Below are 14,321 nucleotides of genomic sequence, written 5' to 3' on the forward strand. Positions count from 1 at the left end.
TATCGACAATAAAGCCTAATCCTTATAAATTATCTGGCTTACCCTTTTTTACGTCGTAACGGTGTAAAAGTCGCTCATATAAGGATCGTTCATGGCTCAGCAAGGCTACTCTTTACTGCGTATTATAATCATTGACAGTTTTTGGAAAGGGCAGGTTAATGAGCTTGATTTAAGCGGCCACACGCAGTTAGAGGGAACTAATGGCGCAGGTAAAACCTCTTTAATGCGATTATTGCCATTATTTTATGGCATGCGACCTAGTGATATTGTTAGCAAGGTCGATCAGGCGCGTAATTTTGTCGACTACTATTTGCCACGAGCTTCAAGCATGTTGATCTATGAGTATCAACGTCCCCACGGGCAAACTTGTATGGTGCTCGTCAGTAGCGATGGCCGTGGAGCCCAATATAAATTTATTGATGCGGCTTATAACAGTGACCACTTCATTGGCGACAATCATCAGCGTCGTTCAATGAAGGAGATTGAGGGCTTTTATCGACAGATAGGCTGTGACTCATCAAGTTATCTAGCGGTTGAAAAATACCGTCAAGTGATCCAAAACCTCCGTAGTGGTCGTAAATTAAAAGACGTGCGTCAATTACAAAACCGCTACAGCTTTTGTGAGCAATCGAGTCCGCATATCGATAAAGTGATTAACGGCACAATTGAGAAAAACCTCGATTTTGAAGCGGTTAAGCGCATGCTGGTGGCTATTGCCAGTGACTACCTTGCCCGAGGCACAAGCGACGAAAAAGAGCAGATTAGCCTCAATAAAGAAGATATCAGCAACTGGCTTGCCGATATTCAAGCGAGCCGCGCAGTGCAAAAAGTGGCGGAAAAAATTGGCTTGTGGCAGGGTGATTTTAATAGTTTAGACAGTCTTATCGATAAACTGCAGCACCTGCATTTTGAAATCCTCGCTCACCAAGTTAACCTTAATGAGCAGCAACAGCTAAGCGCTGAAAAGAAAACGACAGCGCAACAACAACTTGCCGCCTTGCTACAGGAACTCGAAACCAGCAAGCAGTCATTAAGCAAGCAAGTGTCTAACTTAAAAGCTGAAATAGAGAGTGATCAAAGCAGAATTGATTTACTCGATACCGATAAAATGAACTATGACGATGATGATGCGGCAAATTATCAGCTGCAAGCTGACAGGGCGCCGCAGCATCAAGATCAGCTCAATGAGATCAATGCCATTATTAGTGCCTTTGAAGGCAATATTAATAAATTGCAGCAAAAGTTTACCGATCTTATTCAAACACTTAAGTTTAAGCATCTGCAAGATCAAAACGGCAATCAAATAAAAGTCACTGACATTCGTGAAGTTGCCACCCAGCAGCTCACTAAGATCAACGATGTCGATCGCCTGCAAAACCGCGAACTAGAGCAACAACTGAGTGCACGAAATACGGCATTGCAATTGAATAAGCAACAGCTGGAAAGCGATCTTAAGGTTGAGCAGCAAAAGTTAACTCAGGTACAGCTCAATCAAGTGCAACTCGCCCCTGAGTTACAGCAAGATATTGAGCAAAACACCGTCGCGTTAAGCGAAGCTAAAGATAAACAAAATAGTTTGTATAAGAGCCATTCTCAAGCATTGCAGCAATATAACGGCTTAATCAAGCGACGAGATAATCAGTTAGAGAAATATGCCCAAGAAAAGCGTCAGCTAGAAGGGCTATCTGCGGAATATGCGCAAGTCGGCTCACAGCTTATTCCTGCTGAAGGCTCATTGCAGTATTTCCTCGATAATGAAGCCCAAGCAAAAAACTGGAAAAATACCATTGGTCGCTTACTGACAAGCGAGCAGTTAACCCGTTGTGATTTAGCGCCAGCATGGGTTGGTGGTGACAGTTTCTATGGTCTGTCACTCGATTTAGAGCCTTTGCAGAGTAATGACTCACTGTTTCTTGATGAGATCCAGCTAAGAGAAAAATACGAGGCTCTGGCGGAAAAAGTTAACCTGCAGGCTGAGAAGATAGAACAGCTTGATGAACATATTGGGCTGCTAACCAAAGAGATAGCAGCAGCTGAAAACGATTGTGCTGTCGCGACGCAACACATCGCCAAGAATGAGCTCAACTTACAACAGCTCAACATGCAAAAAGATAATTTCGAGCTTAAAAAACGAGTCGCGATTAAAGCGTATACCGACGCGGTTAACCTGCAACTAAAAACGCTAGAGACCGAGCACAAGCGCCTAGTCAAACAGCAGCAACAGCATAGCGATGATGTCGAAGAGCAGCGACACGAGTTACACAATCAGTTGCTTGAAAAGCGCATGGTGGTTGAAGGCGATCGTGATAGTCAGTTGGCATTATTAGCGGCGGAAACAGCCGCGCTGGAAGCCAACTATAAACAACGATTAAAAGATTTAAAAAAGCAGCAAAGTACCGATTTAGCTAAGCTTGACCCCGATGGCGAAGTTGATAAACGCACCAGCGAGCGCAAGACGATAGAGCAAGCATTGAAGCAATGTGCTGTCTTTGAGCAAAAGGCGCATCACTACCAACACTTCATGACTGACCGCTATTGTCATCGAGATGGCTTAGTTGAGCTCAATCAGAATCGATTAGTGCAGCAACGCGGTATTGAGACGCAGCTTGAAGATACTAGAGTGCGACTCAATAGTGACATTAGCGCACTGCGCAGCAATATTAAAAAATTGAATGATAAAAAAGCCTACACCGAGGAGTTACTCACTCAACTAAATGAAAGCCAACGTCATTGTGAAAAACACGGTATTGAAGCGCTAGGCTCTGCTGAACATCCTCATAATCAAGCCGATCTGAGTGTGAGTTTTTGCGCCGATTGGCTCAACCAATTTAAAGTGATTGAGAAACGCCTAGGCGAGCAACTCAATAAGTTTAATGATGGCTTTAAAAAGAAACACGCTAGCAGTGACTTGTACGATAATTGGCAAAAACTGGTGGTCGAGAATGACAATTTTAGCGCCGCAAGAAGCTTATTTAAATATCGAGAGCCCATCGTTGAGTTGCTAAGCAGTGCGGAGCAAAAGCAGAAGAACACTTATCAGTTGGTGTCGGTTAACGCCACGATGATCAACGAGTTCTATCAACACGTTGAAAACTTTGCTAGACAGATTAAGACCATAGGTAAAAACTTGTCGAGTAAGGTCACAGCGCTAGCCCATTTTGATGCCTTAGCTGAGATCAACGTGACCACGGTGATGAAGCAAGAAGAGCTGGAATATTGGGGATCGCTAAAAGAATTTTCCAAGGCTTACGATCTATGCCGCGATCAGTTAAGCGATGGTGTCGGTGAGATCCCCGACGATCTGGTATATGCAATGCAAAATTTGGCGACCTATTTGCCAAGTGAAGGCTTTGTATTGAACCACAGCAATTTATTTGACATTGAATTTACCATCACTGAAAAAGGCCATGTAAAACACGCGCGGAATGCTCGCCAATTGAAAAAGGTCAGTTCAACTGGATTGTCATATTTAGCCATGTTGTCATTGTTCTCAGGCTTGCTGGGTATGCTACGCGGTGAAAGCCAATTTAGCAGTCAGATCATTTTGCCTGTGGATGAGCTGGGTGAATTGGCCGCCGAAAACATTGACCTGCTATTGAAAATGTTCACTGATAACGATATCCACATCTTGTCGGCTTCGCCGTCGACGGATCGTCATATTTTATCCTTGTACGACAAGCATTATAAATTGAAAGACAATAAAATTTACCATGCGGAGATCCCGCAGTCGCGCCTCGATGAGTTACTTGCGAAACGTGCCAATCAGCAACAAGCGGCAACCGCTAAGCAGGAGTTATAATGTTTAAACAGACTATCCAAAAGCTGTTAACTGGCGAGGTGATTTGCGAAACGGCTTTTGCTGAAGAGTTCACCTACTTAAAAGTGGAAAGCGAGTTTGAGCGCGTCAGTGATTTTTTATCGAATCTAGATCGTAACTTAACTTACCTTGATAATGCCGATGCCTTTTACTGCACTTATGAGCGGGTTGACCAAAGTAATACGGCTGAGTTATCAGCACTGTTTAACGAAATGCGCAGTATCTTTAGACCCTTAGTGGAGTTTTTAGATCTACTGCTAACAGCCACTCAAGCCGACTTGCCCTTGCATGGTAAATCGGTGGTCAATATTAACACCTTGTTTGAACCCTTCGAGCAAGATCAAACCTTACGTGACCAGCTTAGACGCTTAACCTCCATTAAGCCGTTTAAAACCAATAAGGAAGAAACCAGAGAGCAACTGGCGACCCTGTTTAATAAACTGGAAGATATGCACTATTTTGTGCGAAAAAATCCAGGCAGTAGCCGTTATTTTGCCACTGCGCGGTTTGATCTAATTTACTGCTTAATTGAGTTTTTAAATGATTCAGAGCAAGTCGAGTTGCCAGATGAGCAGGCTGAACAACAAGATGAGTTATTGTTCTAATGGCGGGTTTTGATGCAGGACAGGTTTCAGCGCTACTGAGAAAGATTGGCGCTAATGATGAGTTGTTAGCCAGTGCTTATGTCTATGGCTCGATAGCGGCCGATAGCCAAGATAGCAAAACTATTTCGACCTTACACAAGGCGGGTTTACTGCGCCCAGATGACGAGGTCGGTGAGTTTAGAGTCACCACCGACTTTAAACGTATGCTCAATCGTTTGATGCGTAAGCAAAGTAGCTATCGTCAATTAACCGATATGGGCAAGGTGATTGAGGCACTCGATGAAACCGTCAAAGACTATCAGCTTTCAGTACAGGCCGATCAGAGTGAAGACGCCGACTTATTTCTCGAACAGCTCGATGATCTTTTATATGAAACCAAAGATGGTTTAAACAATAACCTCGATAACATGCATTACGGCATTGTCAGCCAATTTGGTTTTGTTAGCAGCTTAGCCAACAAGATCAGGCAAAATGAGCGTTACTTAAACCATGCTCAAAACCTGCTGACCGAGTTGCAGCAAATCGACCCGGAAGCTTGCTACGAGTGGATTAACTGGCCGTGCCCCAATGAGTTTGCGCGGAAAATCACTGGCTTTGTGTATTGGTTTAATCAAGTGTTGCCGCGATTACGCTTCATTATCGACAATATGCGCCTCAGTTTGTTTCGCTTACGTCGTGATGAGAAAAAAGCCAATCAACTGCGCAGCATGGCGCGTTTTTTACGTCAGCACCCAGAGTTCGAACTGAGCGATAACCTGTATGAACAGCCAACACTGCCTGAAGCGTTGAAGCTTGCACCAGCGATGGCTCTTAGGTCCTATGTTGATACCCGTAACACAGCGCTAGAAACTCCGCTGATTAAGTTGGTTCACTCTTTAAGAAAGCAATCCGCTGCTCAGGAGGTGAAAGAGCGTGAGAGCGCTGAAATTGAGATAGCACCTATAGAGCGAGTGAGCTACCAAAGTGACTTTTTTGATCTACAAGCAGAAGCGCTGTTTGAGCAAGTGATCACCTCAGATGAGCCTATCTCAGCATTGGCATTTTGGCATTACTCACAAATCCAGTGGCAAGACACCGCGCACAGCATTCATCCAAAAGCCTGGATTGAATTAGTGTTTAGCAACTATTGTAAGTTAACCAATGAACAACAAGCCGCTTTTAGCATCAATATGAAAGGGGTCCAAGTTCAAGGGACAACAGCCAACTTTAGCTACCACGATGTGGTGATAGGCCTAGACCCGAGTTTAAAATAGAACCTGTATGAATAGAGACTTGTTTGGTAAAACCAAAGCCCTGCTTCGACAATACTCCTCTGGCGCCAAGATCCCCAGTAAAGAGTATGTAAAGCAATTATCGTCTGACTATGGTTTTGGGACTTTGTCGTCAGGAACGAAGGGGTCGGCAGGGTATTACACCTATACCAGTATCGATAAAATACGCCTTATTGCAGCGGTTAAAAAAGAGTTGGGCGTTGATCTTGAGTTCGATACTTACCCAGAGACTAAAAGTCGCAAACATAATTCATTTTTATACCGGAGTGAGAAACTCAATAGCTACCCAGTGAGTCGTGATTTTATTTTAATTAATAGTATTGCTGAGCTGCGAGTTAACCAGCAGCTGATGGCTAAGTCGCCCTTATCCTCGCTAGGTATTTCAGTGAAGGCTGACGAGATTGATACCGTTGAACACCCCTATATTGTCTTGGTTGAAAACCTGACCTTGATGGCCAACTTAGCTAATTTGATCTTGCCTGAGTGCTTGCAGGACGCATTGTGGCTATACCGCGGCGACGTTAAACCGAGTCAACAGACGGGAACTGCTTATCAATTTTTTAGGCGTTGGCAGAATGACCCTAACACCAAGTTGGTCTGTTTTAGTGATTTAGACCCTAAAGGCATCGAAATCGCTTACAGCAGTGGTGCAGACTATTGGTTGTCGCCAATGGATTGCGAAGCGGCGATTGCCATTGATTTACAGGGCATTGAACAAGACTGGCATAACCAAAGTGACTCTCGGCTGTATTTGCAAAGACAACAATCCTTACCCGCACAATGCAAGTTGGCCTTTGCGCTAATGAATGCACAACATATAACGCTGAAACAAGAGCATATGTTGAGCCATGGAGTAGCGTTGCAGCTATTTGATTTAAAGGCGAAATAAATTGGACTCGCGGGCAGCATAAACAAGCCAAATACCAGTAAAAGCATCCGCAGTATTGGTCTTTGTTGCAGTTATAATCGAGCAACGAGTGAGTATTAAGCAACAACATCTGCTCGCTGTTAACCTTGTGCTGAAATACATCTTACGGGGTGTTAAGCGCAAACATTCAGCAGTTGAGCTTTAGATAATACTACTTAGTCATATCTAGCGGTCTATCACTTCGCCAAAGTTACCATTAGTGGCTGTTATCACTGTTTTTGCTTGTGCTTGCAGTGTTATTAACTGCTTGGTTTTTGCGTGGTTGTTCTTTTAATGTTGAGCTTATGTTGGGTGTGTAAAAGTTGACCATTCGGATTGTTCTGCGGGTGATTGTTTTTCACTTATTTAACAGTAGCTTGTCTTGTTTACTGGTGCTTGTTGTAAATTTGTTGGCTAAACTTATTCACTGTTTTTGATTGAAATTATTGCCAGCATGTTTCACTATCCCTGCCATAAATAGGCGCTTAGTCGTAAGTCGTCATCATTGAAGGCAGTAGAAGACATGCGATAAGACATGTCGAATATAAGGCAAGTTAATGACTAAATCACTTTCAACGCGGATCTTTATTGGTCTGTTTACCGGTCTGATCTTCGGATCGATTATTCAATACTTCCTCGCTGATATCAGCTTCTTTAGCGGCACCGTGGTCGATATTGCTTCTGGCGCTGGCACCATGTTCGTCAATATGATCATGATGTTAGTGGTACCGCTGGTTTTCGTCTCAATTGTATGTGGTGTTTGCGAGCTTAAAGATCTCAATAGTTTTGGTCGCTTAGGCGGAAAAACCTTTGGCTTCTATATCATCAACACCATAGTGGCTATTTTTGCTGCTTTAGCAGTAGCCTTGTTATTGGCACCTGGCAAAGGCGTGGATATGTCCAGCAACGGCGGTGTAGAGATAGTCGCGACTGAGCTGCCAAACTTGGTTGAACTCATAGTAGGCATTGTCCCTAACAACCCTGTTGCGGCCTTTACGTCGGGTAACATGTTGCAAGTTATCTTTATGGCACTGCTACTTGGTGGTGTGATTAAGTCTCTAGGCGACACCGCTAAAAGCGCAGTGAGTGGCTTTCAGGTTGCCAACAAAATCATGATGAAGTTGATTAGCGTGGTAATGCAGCTTGCACCAATTGGTGTGTTGGCATTAATGCTAAAGTTGGGCGCGACACTAGAAGCGGCGATATTTGGTAGTGTGCTTGAATACCTAGTGGTTATTTTAAGCTTGCTACTGTTATGGATTTTTGTGGTGTATCCATTTGCCGTTAGCATGTTTACCCCTATATCGGCAAAAGAGTTCCGCGAGAAAACACGTGAGCAGATCCTGTTTTCACTCTCCACAGCCAGCTCAAATGCAACGATTCCAGTAACAATGCGCACTCTGACCGAAAAGCTTGGCGTTAATCGCGCCGTTGCCGGTTTTGGCGTTCCGCTCGGTGCCACGATGAATATGGGCGGTGTATCGATTTACATCACCATTGCTATTTTCTTTGTGGCAAACGCGTTTGGCGCTCCAATTGGCATGGATCAACTTCCAGCACTACTGTTTAGTGTCTTCTTGCTCTCTGTTGGCGCTGGTGGCGTCCCTGGTGGCGGAATGGTGATGATTGGTGTGCTTATCCATCAGATGGGTTTACCTGTTGAAGCATTTGCTATCGTTGCAGCGCTAGACCGTATAATTGATATGGTGCTGACATCATGCAATGTGGTTGGCGATGCAGCAGTGCTGACCATTGTTGATGAAACTGAAAAACGTGCAGAAGCTAAGCTAGTTACCGCCTAAGCTGCGACATGACTAAAGTGCCAGCGATTAGCTGGCATTTTTTTTGGCTAAAAATGAGTATTGGCCATCAGTACTGATCCATCACTGCTTACTTAAGCCGTCGGCTTAAGGCACTTTGGCTAATGCCGAGCATTCTCGCTGCCGCGGTTTGACTATTGGCGGTGCGGCTCATCGCTTCGTTAATTAGTGCGTCGCCCATCTGCGCCAGTGTGGGTAGTTCCTTTGGAAAGACTAGCTGGCCTTTATCATCTGGAGCTGCCTTGCTTAAGTTTATCGCCTCCATAAAGGGGGTGATATTAAGCTGAATACCATCACTTCTGCTGACGGCATCAAACACCATCCCCTTTAGTTCGTGTAAGTTTCCAGGAAACTCATACTCGGCTAACTGCGAGGCAAGTGTGCTAGGTTGTTGTGGTCTAGACAAGTTCATCTCATCAGCGGCTAAGGTGATGAAATGATTAATTAACATGAACAGATCGAGTCTGCGCTGCCTTAGTGGCGGCAGCTTTATGGTATGAGAGCGCAGACGATATAAAAGATCGTTGCGAAACTTACCCGCTTTGCTCAAGGCAAGTAGATCATGCTGGGTTGAGGTGATTATTTTACACAGTACTGGATAGGCTTGGTCGCTGCCGATGGGGTAGTACTGCTTGTGCTCAATCACATCCACCAGCTTTGCTTGCGCCTCAATCGGCAGATCGCCAATCTCATTTAGGTACAGCAGGCCTGATTTAACCTGATGTAATACCCCCACTTGCGCGCTGACTTGGCCATTTTCTAGCCTGTTAATTTGCCCAAATAGCTGCAGTTCAAAGGCTGAAGTGCTGATCCCTGCCAGGTTTACATTGATAAATGGTGCGTCAGGGCAGCACAGTAGGTGGCCTGACTTGGCAAATTCATCTTTACCGGTGCCGCTCTCACCTTGAATGAGGATCGGTTCTGGGCTTGGGGCGACGGCTTCAAAGTATCGGAACTGATCGAGCAAAGCCGGCTCGCAGGTAAGAATATTATTGAATACCTCAGGCTGACTCAAGGTTTTGCTGAGAAAGCTCTCTTTTATTCTTAGATAGTTACGCTCAAGACCGACCACCTCTAGCGCGCGACGTACGGTTCTGGCCAGATCATCAACATTATCGGTTTTAATAAAGTAATCGTAGGCGCCATGCTTAATGCAGCGCACTGCGGTATCGACTTCATTAACGCCGGTGACAATAATAACCCGCGTTTTTGGGAACGCGTTGCGGATCATATCTAACAGCTCTTCACCGGAGTGAAATGGCATGGTTAGATCAAGTAGCACCAAGGCATAGTCGCTCACCTCAAGACGGTTCATCACTTGTCTGCTATCGACACAGGTATCAATTTTCGCTTCCGGCACTAACCGATTAAGCGTAATGGCTAAGGTGCGTAACCAAGATGCTTCGTCGTCGACAAGTAGGATATTTCTGGCAAGTTTCACGTTTAAGACTCCAATGGAAAGCGCAGGGTGATGACCGTGCCTTGACCAATACGCGATTCAATCTGCATATCGGCTTTATGTTCTTTAATAATGCGGCTGCACACCGATAGGCCTAGACCGCTACCGCCGCTCGAACGTCTGGTAGTGAAGAATGGCTCAGTAATTCTTTGCAGTGTTGCTCTGTCCATCCCTTGGCCTTTATCTATCACTGTAAGGCAAGCAAACTGCTGCTCTACGCTGGTTTTTATCAAGATATGCTGGTCTTGATCGTAGGTTTCAGCGTCTAGTTCAATGGCATGGCAGGCATTTTGAATCAGGTTAATTAGCACTTGGTTTAACTGCTGAGCGTCACCTTTGATCATTGGGCTTGGGTGGTGTAGCTCGGTTGCCACATTCAGCAGTTTTATTTGGTTGGCAGTTAAACGCAGAGAAACCAACACCACTTCATTAAGGGCGATGGCTTGATATCCATCGGTGAGTGTTGGCAGTGCGTAACGTTTTAAATCGCTGACAATTCGGCTTATTCGCTCAGCGCCTTCAAGAATAGACTGACTGCTCAAGTTGAGCTCAGCCATGGCCGATGTTGGCTCAAGGCCTGCCACATTCCAAAATGGATTCTGTTGCTGATAGCTCTCGGCGGCAATGGAAAGATCGGCAAGGGCATCGTTAATAAAGGCAATCGAATGGATGATAATCCCAGTGGGATTATTAATTTCATGAGCGATACCCGCAGATAACTCCCCTAATGAGGCAAGCCGACTGGCTTCGTCATTGGCTTGACGCAGCCGTTGTTGCTCAGTGGTTTCTGCAAGTAAAATAACCGCTTGATCATCACCAATAGGGTGCAACTGCAACTGCCAATACTGTTTTTCAATCATCATATCGGCAATGGTTGATTTATCAGTATCGAGTGCTTCTATCAAAATAGGGTAAAGTGCAAAAGGTTGACCGTCTGCATAGTGAAAGTCTGGATTTCTCAGTAACTGATTATTATCGTTACTCCACAAACACTCACCCTCGCGGTTAAACAAAGTGACCCCATGGGGAATACCATCTAACACTGATTGAAACTGTTTCGAAAGGTTCGATATGGCGGCTTCTGCTTTCTTGCGCTGGGCGAGCTCTAGGTTGAGCGCTTTGGTGCGCTTGCGCAGGCTAAGGCTGACGTAACCCGTCAGCAGCATACCTAGCGCCGAGATCAGGCTGACTAAAATCGCCAGTGATAGCATTCTTTTCTGAGCGGAGTTCAGATCCACTTTTTCGCGGCCAGTACCAAACCACTTATTGACCAGACGATCGTACTCCCCTGAGAGCTTTAGCTGCCTTAATGCATCGTTTACCTGATCCATTAGCGCTGCATTGTGATGGTTGCTGACAAAATTAAACGCACCATATATCAGTGGAACACTTGAACTACGGACCGGAGGATATAAAGGCATTAATCGCCGAGCGACAAAGTTTTCGGCAATCACCACATCGACTTGGTCTTTGATCAATAGCTGAAAACCTGTTTCATAAAGATCGACATCGACTCTTTTAAAATTTTGCAGTTTTCCTGAGATGTAAACATCGACAAAGGCGCCTTTTTTAATGGCCACGCGCTTATCTTTTAGATCGTGCCAGCCATTAATAAATGACTTTCCTTGCAAGGTATAGGCTTTTGCATGGGTGGCATAGATGGGGTCGGACTGACTGAGGTCGCGATCAATCGTTACCGGGCTAACCACGGCAATCACATCTATCAATGATTGGGGATTATGTACATCGACCAGTAGCTGCTGAAATGTCTTACGCCGAACAAAAATGCGTTTTCCGGTAAGTTGACCAATCCTATCCATCAGCTCGAGATTGAAGCCTTGGTCGACGCCATTATTGCGCCACTCTAGTGGCGCAGTTTTAGAGTGGACACCAAAGACAATACTTTGCTTTTCTTGGGCGGCATCGGCCTGTGCAATGAGAGGGAAAGTAACAAGGATGAGGGCGCAGAATAAGTTAACAAATATTTTCATAAGTCTATCTTAGCATGCGCTTATGCAGCTTAACTGTGCTGAGATTCTCGATTTTGCACTGCTGTACTCGGTTTGATTTTCAGCGCTATCTGCTGTTGATTTAATGGGTAGGTCGCTATTTAGACACATATTTATGTTTGCACTCACAAGTAGAAGCATAGATGTCGCGGCAGCGTTTAAGTGTGAGCGGGATAACACAGGCCTATGCATTTTTGCATAACACCCCATGCAATTATGCATCCTTGCATGACGCGTTTTATACGCTGTGATCGAGTGTTCAGTTTATTCATCTGTAAACGCTATTTGATTGAGCCGCGCTAATAACAGGCTCAAAATGGCGATGAATTAAAAATTAACGACAACAGCTTTGATTGTCGAAATTACTGTGATGACTTTTGTTCACTGTGAATCAGTCGGGTAAAAGTGAGGATTTGAGATGAAAAACTTTAAGAAAGCAGTGTGTATTGCAACACTTCTAGGCTCTGCGGGCTTTATGACAAGCGCGATTGCAGCAGACGATTTAGCTGAGTTCCACGGTGAAAACCAAGAGTGCGATAGCTGTCATATGCCCGATGGTGAGTTATCAAATGATAACTTGAGCTATGAAAACGAGCAGTGTGTTTCTTGTCACGGCACCTTGGAAGAGGTCGCTAAAGAAACTGAGCATGAGCACTACAATGCACACGCATCTCACTTCCCTGGCGAAATCGCTTGTACCTCTTGCCACAGCGCACATGAAAAATCGATGGTCTACTGTGATTCTTGCCATAGCTTCGACTTTGACATGCCGTACACTAAAAAATGGCAACGTGACGAGCTGAGCATTAAAGAGTTGTTGAAAGACAAATCAGATCGTCAAGCAGCTCTTGCCGCTGCTCCTCAAGATACTGTTAACGTCGTGGTCATTGGTTCAGGTGGTGCAGGCTTCTCTGCTGCCGTCTCTGCACATGATAACGGCGCTAAAGTGATTATGGTTGAGAAAGAACCTTTAATTGGTGGTAATGCTAAGTTAGCCGCGGGCGGCATGAATGCGGCTTGGACTGATCAGCAAAAAGCCAAAGGTATTGAAGATAGCGTTGAGTCTATGGTGAAAGACACCATGAAGGGCGGACGTAACTTAAACAATCCTGAGCTTGTTGATGTACTTGCATCTCACTCTAAAGAGTCAGTTGATTGGTTAACCACCATGGGCGCTGATCTTACCGATATCGGTCGTATGGGTGGCGCATCAGTTAACCGTAGCCATCGTCCAACAGGCGGTGCGGGTGTTGGTGCTCACGTGATTCAGGTGCTTTATGATAACGCGGTTAAGCGTGATATCGATATGCGCATGAACACCCGTGGTGTTGAAATCCTAAAAGATGATGCCGGTAACGTTAAAGGCCTGCTCGTTAAAGGCATGTATAAAGGTTACTACTGGATTAAAGCCGATGCAGTTGTACTTGCGACAGGTGGTTTCGGTAAGAACAATGAACGTGTTGCTAAGCTTGATCCTAAGTTAAAAGGCTTTGTATCAACGAACCAGCCCGGTGCGACGGGTGACGGTCTTGATGTTGCAGCCAACGCTGGTGCAGCCATGCAAGATATGCAGTACATTCAAGCTCACCCAACGCTATCTGTTAAAGGTGGTGTAATGGTGACTGAAGCGGTACGTGGTAATGGTGCTATTTTGGTTAACCGTGAAGGTAAGCGTTTCGTCAACGAAATCACTACTCGTGATAAAGCGGCAGCCGCTATTCTTGAGCAAACAGGTAAGACTGCTTACTTAATCTTTGATGATTCAGTGCGTAAGTCGCTAAGTAAAATTGATAAGTACATTGGTTTAGGTGTTGCACCGACTGCTGATTCACTGGTTAAACTGGGCAAGTTAGAGAATATCGATGGTAAAGCTCTGACTGAAACTGTGGCTCGTTACAACACGCTTGTGACAGCTGGCAAAGATGCTGACTTTGGGCGTCCAAACCTACCGCGTGCATTGAACGAAGGTAACTACTACGCAATCGAAGTCACTCCTGGTGTTCACCACACTATGGGCGGCGTGATGATTGATTCTAAGTCAGAGATTTTAAATGCTAAGAAGCAAGTTATCCCAGGTCTATACGGCGCAGGTGAAGTCACTGGTGGTGTTCATGGTGCTAACCGTCTAGGTGGCAACGCGATTTCTGACATTGTTACCTTCGGTAGAATGGCAGGTGAAAACGCAGCTATTTACTCAAAGAAGAAATAGTCTGTTAAAAAATAGCTTGTTAGAAATAGTCTGTTAAAAAGTAGCGCTTAGCTTGTTGTAAACTAAAAGCGTTAAGCTAAAAGCCCTCGTCTTATGGATGGGGGCTTTTTTGTATCTGCAGCCAATGCGCTAGTGTCTTTGCAAGCCGCCGTAAAATCTTCCCTGATGGCTCTGCTAAATCATCCCTGATTTAGAAGCTTGCACGCCACTCAGCGCACAAGCTG

At 45.0% G+C, this 14,321-nt stretch carries 8 protein-coding genes; 6 read left to right on the forward strand and 2 right to left on the reverse strand.

All coding sequences use genetic code 11. The features are described from left to right. Nucleotides 1–91: 91 nt before the first annotated feature. The 5 genes from L2755_RS12635 to L2755_RS12655 all read left to right on the forward strand — a co-directional run bounded on the left by L2755_RS12635 (nucleotide 92) and on the right by L2755_RS12655 (nucleotide 8,402). Nucleotides 92–3,799, forward strand: coding sequence for an ATP-binding protein (locus L2755_RS12635; protein ID WP_248981051.1), 3,708 nt, complete (start codon nucleotides 92–94; stop codon nucleotides 3,797–3,799). Continuing rightward, nucleotides 3,799–4,422 carry a hypothetical protein gene (locus L2755_RS12640; protein ID WP_248981052.1) on the forward strand — a complete coding sequence of 208 codons (624 nt, stop codon included), beginning with the start codon at nucleotides 3,799–3,801 and terminating at the stop codon, nucleotides 4,420–4,422. Before L2755_RS12635 ends, L2755_RS12640 begins: the two co-directional genes overlap by 1 nt. Then, a complete protein-coding gene (locus L2755_RS12645) occupies nucleotides 4,422–5,675 on the forward strand; it encodes a hypothetical protein (protein ID WP_248981053.1) in 1,254 nt (417 codons plus the stop codon). Before L2755_RS12640 ends, L2755_RS12645 begins: the two co-directional genes overlap by 1 nt. A gap of 7 nt (nucleotides 5,676–5,682) precedes the next feature. Continuing rightward, on the forward strand, nucleotides 5,683–6,582 hold the full coding sequence (locus L2755_RS12650; RefSeq protein WP_248981054.1) for a DUF7281 domain-containing protein: 900 nt from the start codon (nucleotides 5,683–5,685) through the stop codon (nucleotides 6,580–6,582). Between the two features lie 575 nt (nucleotides 6,583–7,157). Beyond that, entirely contained in the window at nucleotides 7,158–8,402 is a 1,245-nt protein-coding gene (locus L2755_RS12655) for a dicarboxylate/amino acid:cation symporter (protein WP_248981055.1), read from the forward strand. 88 nt (nucleotides 8,403–8,490) lie between these two features. On the opposite strand, the gene L2755_RS12660 is transcribed toward L2755_RS12655, so the two are convergent. Continuing rightward, nucleotides 8,491–9,861 carry a sigma-54-dependent transcriptional regulator gene (locus tag L2755_RS12660; RefSeq protein WP_248981056.1) on the reverse strand — a complete coding sequence of 457 codons (1,371 nt, stop codon included), beginning with the start codon at nucleotides 9,859–9,861 and terminating at the stop codon, nucleotides 8,491–8,493. Between the two features lie 2 nt (nucleotides 9,862–9,863). Then, entirely contained in the window at nucleotides 9,864–11,870 is a 2,007-nt protein-coding gene (locus L2755_RS12665) for an ATP-binding protein (RefSeq protein ID WP_248981057.1), read from the reverse strand. Nucleotides 11,871–12,306: 436 nt separating this feature from the next. On the opposite strand from L2755_RS12665, the gene L2755_RS12670 reads away from it, so the two are divergent. Continuing rightward, nucleotides 12,307–14,097, forward strand: coding sequence for a flavocytochrome c (locus tag L2755_RS12670; RefSeq protein ID WP_248981058.1), 1,791 nt, complete (start codon nucleotides 12,307–12,309; stop codon nucleotides 14,095–14,097). Nucleotides 14,098–14,321 lie beyond the last annotated feature (224 nt).

The sequence above is a fragment of the Shewanella abyssi genome, assembly GCF_023284025.1.
GTDB classification, from domain to species: Bacteria; Pseudomonadota; Gammaproteobacteria; order Enterobacterales; family Shewanellaceae; genus Shewanella; species Shewanella abyssi.

Bases quoted from the DNA above. Each gene is read 5' to 3' on its own strand.
- L2755_RS12665 (WP_248981057.1), bottom strand. From the start codon at position 11,870: ATGAAAATATTTGTTAACTTATTCTGCGCCCTCATCCTTGTTACTTTC.
- L2755_RS12655 (WP_248981055.1), top strand. From the start codon at position 7,158: ATGACTAAATCACTTTCAACGCGGATCTTTATTGGTCTGTTTACCGGT.
- L2755_RS12635 (WP_248981051.1), top strand. From the start codon at position 92: ATGGCTCAGCAAGGCTACTCTTTACTGCGTATTATAATCATTGACAGT.
- L2755_RS12640 (WP_248981052.1), top strand. From the start codon at position 3,799: ATGTTTAAACAGACTATCCAAAAGCTGTTAACTGGCGAGGTGATTTGC.
- L2755_RS12645 (WP_248981053.1), top strand. From the start codon at position 4,422: ATGGCGGGTTTTGATGCAGGACAGGTTTCAGCGCTACTGAGAAAGATT.
- L2755_RS12670 (WP_248981058.1), top strand. From the start codon at position 12,307: ATGAAAAACTTTAAGAAAGCAGTGTGTATTGCAACACTTCTAGGCTCT.
- L2755_RS12650 (WP_248981054.1), top strand. From the start codon at position 5,683: ATGAATAGAGACTTGTTTGGTAAAACCAAAGCCCTGCTTCGACAATAC.